Genomic DNA, 6,647 nt, shown 5'->3' with positions numbered 1-6,647 from the left:
GTGCAGCGGCGGACCGCGTCGGCCGGCCCCGCCCCCACCGTGCAGCGCCGCTTCCGCAACCCGGAGCCGCCGCCCGCGGTCGAGCCGCCGCCGTCGGCCGTCGAGGCGTCGGTGGGACCGCCCGTGCCACCGCCCGGTTCGGGCCCGCTGTCGGTGGCGCGCCCGGCGCGGCAGACCACCGGCAAGCAGAACCGGTTGGACGTCGACGGGCTGTCCGACCGGGAGCTCGACCAACTCGCCCGCAGGCTCATCAGCCGTGTCACCCGGCTGGTACGCACCGAACTCCGCATGGACCGCGAGCGGATCGGCCGACTGCGTGACAGCGACAACTGATCCGCACCCCGCCGACCGACCACGCGGTCCGTACCGACCGCCCGAGGCACAGAGAGGCCAGCAACGATGAGCGAGCAGCTCGACCCCGGCACCACAGTCTTCTTCAGTCTCAGCATCGACGGGGAGAGCCTCGGCTACTTCAACGAGTGCGAGGGACTGTCGGCGCAGGTGGAGACCGAGCAGCGGCAGGAGGGCGGCAACAACGGCTTCGTCTGGCAACTGCCCACCCGCGTCACCTACTCGACCATCCGACTCACCAGGCCGCTCACCCCGGAGACTGCGCAGGTGGCCAAGTGGATCTCGTCGGTGACGACCGGCGTCACCCGGCCCACCGCCCAGATCCAGGCGCTGCGGGCCGACGGCTCGGAGGTCGTCTCCTGGGGGCTCATCGACGTGCTCCCCGTCAGCTGGCAGGGGCCCACGCTCAACAGCTCCAGCCCCGCCGTCGCCAACGAGGTGCTGGAGATCGCGCACCACGGATTCACGGACTGACCCGCAGCCCCACGAAAGGACCGGACCCGCGATGGTTTTCGGAAGCGGTGGCGCGGGCGACAGCCTGGTCCGCGCCACACTCGCCGTGCACGAGCCGCCCCTGGGCGACGGCACCAACCCCGGCGGTCTGATGACCACCTTCTCCTTCGACTTCAACCCCGCCCAGCTGTCCCTCAGCCGTCGCGCCAACTGGCGGGCCAGCGACAAGCCCATGGTGAGGGACGGGCCGCTCCCGGAGTTCCTCGGGCCCGAGCCGCGGGAGATGTCGGTGGAGATCTTCCTCGACTCCTCGCACGAGCCGGGCGGCGACACCGTGCTGCGCAAGGTGGAGGACCTGCTGGCCTGCTGCTCGGTCACGGCGAACAGCTACGCCGCCAAGCAGCCCTCGCCGCCCTGGGTGGTGTTCCAGTGGGGCTCGTTCTCCACCGCGCGGTTCGTCGCCTACGTCACCTCCGTCGACGTCACCTACTCCCTGTTCGGCACCAGCGGGGTGCCGATCCGGGCGACCTGTCAGATGCAGCTCAAGGAGATCCCCAGCGAGACGGGGCGGCAGAACCCGACCTCCGGTGCGCTCACCGCGCGTCGGGTGCACCGCGCCGTCGCGGGCGACACCCTGCAGTCGCTCGCCTGGCGCGAATACGGCGACGCCACCGCCTGGCGTGCGATAGCCGAGGCCAACGGCATCGACGATCCGTCCCGCCTGTGGCCCGGCACCGAGCTGATGCTTCCCGCCGCCGAGGAGGTGCGATAACCGGTGAACGCCAAGATCGCGCACTCCAGCGTCGTCCAGGTGAAGATCGACGGCACTGCTCTGACGGCCAACAACGCGCTGAAGATGGTCGACGGTTGGGTCGACCAGGGCATCGGTGTACCGGCCGCGTTCCGGCTGACCTTCCGCGACCCGCAGCGGACGCTGGTGGGCAAGCTCGGCGTCAAGTTCGGCAGCGAGGTCGAGATCGCCCTGGTCGCCAACGGCCGCGGTGCCTCGGACGTCCTGCTCACCGGCGAGGTCACCGGCCTGGAGGCCGACTTCGACGGCACCGGCTCGTTCACCGTGATCCGCGGCTACGACGCCGGGTTCCGCCTCATGCGGAGCCGCCGCGTGGCCGCGTACCGGGAGCTGTCGACCTCGGACATCGTCCGCAGGCTCGCCGGGCTCAACGGGGTGGACGTCGGCCGGATCACGTTCGGCCAAGGGGGAGAGAAGCGGTACGACTTCATCGCCCAGAGCGGCGTCACCGACTGGGACTTCATCGCGCGTCTCGCCGACGAGAACAGCGTCGCGGTCTCCATCGACGCCAAGGGCAAACTCCGGTTCGCCGCGCCCGACCCCGCCGGGGAGGCGCTCGTCCTGGAGCGGGGCAAGAGCGTGCTGCGGCTGCGGGCCTCGGCGACCGCCGGTGACCAGGTCTCCACCGCCGGGGCGCGCGGCTGGGACGTCCGCACCAAGAAGCCGATCATCTCCGAGCGGCCCGCGAACTCCTACCGCGGTGTCAGCATCGGGCAGACACCGGCCGACGCGGTGGCGCCGTTCTCCCGGTCCGAACTGGTGCAGACCCGGGTGCCCTACGACACCGAGCAGGAGGTCGACCACGCCGCCACCTCGCTCGCCGCCGACGTGACCTCCTCCTTCGCGGAGTTGGAGGTGGCGCTGCGCGGCGACCCCCGCGTGCGCCCCGGTATCCCCGTCGAGCTGAAGTACGTGGGCGAACCCTTCGAGGGGACGTACACCGTCACCTCGGTCCGGCACGTGTGCGGCGAGGCCGGTTCCCACTACGAGGCGTGGGCCAACGTCAGCGGACGCCAGTGGCGGTCGCTCTACGGCCTCACCTCCGGTGGTGCGGAGGCCGGTGGCCAGCGGCTGCCCGGTGTCGTCAACGCGCTGGTGACCAACGTCAGCGACCCGCTGAAGCAGGGACGGGTCAAGCTCAAGTTCCCCTGGCTGGACGACGACTACGAGAGCGACTGGGCCCGCGTGGCGCAGTGGGGCGGCAAGGGCGGCGGCAGCATCTTCCCGCTCGACGTCAACGACGAGGTCCTGGTCGCCTTCGACCGGGGCGCCCTCGACCACCCCTACGTCCTCGGCGGCCTGTACAACGGGCGCGACGAGCCGGGCAAGGCGCCGGAGAACGTGCCGCTGCACGAAGGGGCCCGCAATCAGGCGACGCGCCACACCCTTGCCGACCGCACCGGGAACCGGATGGACTTCCGCAGTCGGAGCAGCGGCCAGCAGGGCGTCCGCATCGCCACCGGCGACGACAAGCTGGTCATCGACCTCGACCGCGCCAAGACCCGGATCGAGGTGACGAGCAAAGGAGCCGTCACCATCAAGGGAGGTACCTCCGTCTCGGTGCAGGCCAAGACCAACCTGTCGCTCAAGGCCGGCGGTAACCTCGACATCGACGCGGGCGGGATGCTCACGATCAAGGGGCTCAAGGTCAAGCTCGCAGCCTTCACGGCTCTCTCCGTCACGTCCCCCGCTGTCGGGATCAAGGGTGTGACCGGGATCAACGGCATGCTGCCGCTCCCGGGCCCGCCGATGCCGCCCCCCATGCAACTGCTGGTGAACACCTGATGGCAGAACAGTTCGTAGGATCCGGATGGGCCTTCCCGATGCGGCTCTCCCCGACCGGGGGCATCGCCCTCGTCAGCGGGGAGCGCGAGATCGAGGAGGCGATCCAACTCGTGCTCGCCACCGCGCCGGGCGAGCGCCCCATGCGACCGGAGTTCGGATGCGCCATCCACGACCTCGTCTTCGCCCCGGTCAACGAGCAGACGGCGGGCAGAATCCAGCACGAGGTGTACCTCAGCCTCGACCGCTGGGAGCCCCGCATCAAGGTGCAGGAGGTGACCGTGACCGCCGGTGAGGGCGCCAACGTCCTCCACATCGACGTGCGGTACTCGATCCGCGGGACCAACAACCCGCGCAGCCTCGTCTTCCCCTTCTACGTCATCCCCTCCCACGACGAGCCGTCCACCGGCCCGGCCTCCGAAAGCGACCGCTGATGGCCCTGCCCTCTCCCAATCTCGACGACCGACGCTTCCAGCAGTTCGTCGACGACGCCAAGCGCTACATCCAGCAGCGCGCACCGGAGTGGACCGACCACAACGTCTCCGACCCCGGTGTCACTCTCGTCGAGACCGTCGCGCACATGGCCGACCAGATCGTCTACCGGTTGAACCGGGTACCGGAGAAGAACCGGCTCGCCTTCCTCGACCTCGTCGGCATCACGCTCTTCCCGCCGGCCGCCGCGCGCACCGGGGTGACCTTCTGGCTGTCGGCGCCGCAGGAGGACCCGGTGGAGATCGAGGTCGGCACCGAGGTGGCGACCGCCCGCGTCAGCGGCGACGACGCGGTCGTCTTCGCCGTCGAGGAGGCGCTGTCGATGGTGCCGACCTCCCTCGCCCACCTGGTGACGCAGCACGAGGGTGCCTCGCCCGCCGACCGCACCACCGACCTCGCCGAGGGCGAGGACGTGCAGTGCTTCGCCGAGTCGCCCGCACCGGGCGACTGCATGCTGTTCGGCCTGGACGTGGCGGCGCCCCGCTGCGCCGTCGTCGTGGAACTCGACAGCCGGGTGGACGGTGTCGGTGTCGACCCGCGCCAGCCGCCGCTGGTCTGGGAGGCGTGGAGCGACCAGGGCTGGCAGGAGTGCGAGGTGGAGCGCGACGGGACCGGCGGCCTCAACCGGCCCGGCGAGGTGGTGCTGCACGTGCCCGCCGGCCATGTCGCCTCGCGGACCGGTGGACGGCAGGCCGCCTGGCTTCGGTGCCGCGTCGTCGAACCGACCGCAGGTCAGCCCTTCTACGCCCTGTCGCCCACGGTGCGCTCCGCCGCCGTCTTCACCATCGGCGGCACCACCACCGCGGTGCACGCCGACACCCGGCACGACGAGGCGCTGGGGGAGGCCACCGGGCTGCCCGGCCACCGGCTGCGGCTCCCGCACGCGCCGGTCGTCAGCGACGACCCGCCGCTGCTGCTGCAGACCGCCGAGGACGACCGGTGGGTGGACTGGGAGGTGGTGCCGCACTTCGCCGTCTCCGGCCCGCAGGACCGCCACGTCACCCTCGACGCCACCACCGGGGAGATCGCCTTCGGCCCCGCCGTCCGGGAACCCGACGGCACCATGCGGCAGTACGGCCGGGTCGCCCCGCAGGGCGCCCCGATCCGCGCCCGCACCTACCGCATCGGCGGCGGGCGCGCCGGCAACGTCGCGCGCGGGTCCGTCCGGGTGCTGCGCACCTCGGTCCCCTACGTCGCCGAGGTGATCAACCGCGAGTCGGCGCGCGGCGGGGTCGACGGCGAGACGGTCGAGGAGGCCACCGTCCGCGCGCCCGTCACCCTGCGGGCCCAGGAGCGCGCCGTGACCCTGCGCGACTACGAGGAACTGGCGCGGCGCGCGGCGCCCGAGGCCGCCCGCATCACCTGCCTGGAGGGCGAGGAGGGCGAGCACGGGGCGTACGCCGTGCGGGTCCTGGTGGTGCCGCAGGCCGTCCCCGACCCCGGCGGCAGGCTCCGGTTCGAGCAGCTCGTCCCCGGCGATGCCCTCCTGAAGCGGGTGACGCGGCACCTCGACGAGCGGCGGCTGATCGGCACCCGCTTGGCCGTCGGGCCGCCCTTCTACCAGGGCATCACCGTCGTCGCGACGCTCCACGCGTTCCGTGGCCAGGAGACCGACCGGGTCCGGCGCGAGGCGCTCGACGCCCTCTACCGGCACCTCGACCCGCTCACCGGCGGGTCGGAGCGGACCGGCTGGCGGTTCGGGAGGCCGGTGCAGGCGGGCGAGGTCTTCGCCGTGTTGCAACGCGTGCCCGGCGTGGAACTCGTGGACGAGGTCGTCCTTCACGCAGCCGACCCCCTCACCGGCAAGCGCGGCGAGGGCACCGAGCGGCTGGACCTGCAACCGTCCGCGCTCGTCTTCTCGTTCGACCACCGCGTCCGTGTCATCGGGGACGACTCGTGAGCGCCCGCGGCACGCACGACGGCGGCACGGCGACGGGAGCGGCGCGATGAGGGGCTCGGTGGACGGCCTCGCCTCCTCGGCGCCCATCGGCCTGATGCTGCCCGCGGTCTTCGCCGACGACGACCTGGCACACCGCTTCGTGGGCGGGCTCGACGAGGTGCTCGCCCCCATCCTCAACGTCCTCGACTGCCTGGAGGCCTACTTCGATCCGGACCTGGCGCCGCTGGACTTCACCCGCTGGCTCGCCGGCTGGGTCGGGGCGGAGACCGACGGCACCGAGCCGGAGGACCGGCTGCGGGTCGCCGTGTCGGAGGCCGCCCGGCTCCATCGGATCCGCGGCACCCGGCAGGGCCTGCGCCAGGCGGTGCTGCTGGCGTTCGGCGTCGAACCGGAGATCACCGAGAGCGGGGGCGCACAGTGGAGTGCGGGCCCGCTGGGGCAGTTCCCGGGCGAACCCCGTCCGGCGCTGCACGTCCGGCTGGAGCTGCCGGATCCCACCCCGGGCGACGAGCACCGGCTGGCCGCGCTGGTCGCGGCGGCCCGTCCCGCCCACATGCCGTACACGGTGCAGGTGACACCCCGCGGAAGGACCCACCGACGATGAGCCCCTTGACCTGTTCCGAGTGCGGCACCCCGGCGGAGCCCGGGCAGGCGTTCTGCGACACCTGCCGGGCGGTCCTCAGCTGGGGCCCCGAGAGCGGCGACCGCACCGCGCGGGCAACGGCGCCCACCACGCGACCGTCGGAGGTCGTGCCGGTGGACCCCCGCCGCCTCCCCGGCACCGGGACCGCGCCCGCCACCACCCGGAAGACCGCTCCGGCCGGCGGCCGGCCGGTCGACCCCCGCGTCCCCCACTCC

General features: G+C 72.5%; 6 protein-coding genes and 2 pseudogenes. All 8 read left to right on the top strand.

Annotated elements, in window-relative coordinates; translation table 11 throughout:
* Nucleotides 1-333 (top strand): annotated as a pseudogene (locus HCJ92_RS20815) (extensin); the annotation flags it as partial.
* Nucleotides 334-399: 66 nt separating this feature from the next.
* Nucleotides 400-825 carry a phage tail protein gene (locus tag HCJ92_RS20810; protein ID WP_167935149.1) on the top strand — a complete coding sequence of 142 codons (426 nt, stop codon included), beginning with the start codon at nucleotides 400-402 and terminating at the stop codon, nucleotides 823-825.
* Between the two features lie 31 nt (nucleotides 826-856).
* Nucleotides 857-1,576: a CIS tube protein gene (locus HCJ92_RS20805; protein WP_167935148.1), complete on the top strand. Its 720-nt coding sequence runs from the start codon at nucleotides 857-859 to the stop codon at nucleotides 1,574-1,576.
* Between the two features lie 3 nt (nucleotides 1,577-1,579).
* Nucleotides 1,580-3,400: a VgrG-related protein gene (locus HCJ92_RS20800; protein WP_167935147.1), complete on the top strand. Its 1,821-nt coding sequence runs from the start codon at nucleotides 1,580-1,582 to the stop codon at nucleotides 3,398-3,400.
* A complete protein-coding gene (locus HCJ92_RS20795; protein WP_167935146.1) occupies nucleotides 3,400-3,831 on the top strand; it encodes a GPW/gp25 family protein in 432 nt (143 codons plus the stop codon). The genes HCJ92_RS20800 and HCJ92_RS20795 overlap by 1 nt, the downstream gene beginning before the upstream one ends.
* Complete coding sequence (locus tag HCJ92_RS20790) at nucleotides 3,831-5,789, top strand: putative baseplate assembly protein (protein ID WP_167935145.1); 1,959 nt, start codon at nucleotides 3,831-3,833, stop codon at nucleotides 5,787-5,789. Before HCJ92_RS20795 ends, HCJ92_RS20790 begins: the two co-directional genes overlap by 1 nt.
* Nucleotides 5,790-5,835: 46 nt before the next feature.
* Nucleotides 5,836-6,393, top strand: a complete 558-nt coding sequence (locus HCJ92_RS20785; protein ID WP_167935144.1) for a phage tail protein — start codon at nucleotides 5,836-5,838, stop codon at nucleotides 6,391-6,393.
* A pseudogene (locus HCJ92_RS20780) lies at nucleotides 6,390-6,647 on the top strand (zinc ribbon domain-containing protein); the annotation flags it as partial. The gene HCJ92_RS20785 and the pseudogene HCJ92_RS20780, both read left to right, overlap by 4 nt.

Source organism: Streptomyces spiramenti (genome assembly GCF_012034385.1).
GTDB lineage: Bacteria > Actinomycetota > Actinomycetes > Streptomycetales > Streptomycetaceae > Streptomyces > Streptomyces spiramenti.
Note: the sequence above shows the minus strand (reverse complement) of the source record. Positions and strands in the feature narration are given on the sequence as shown.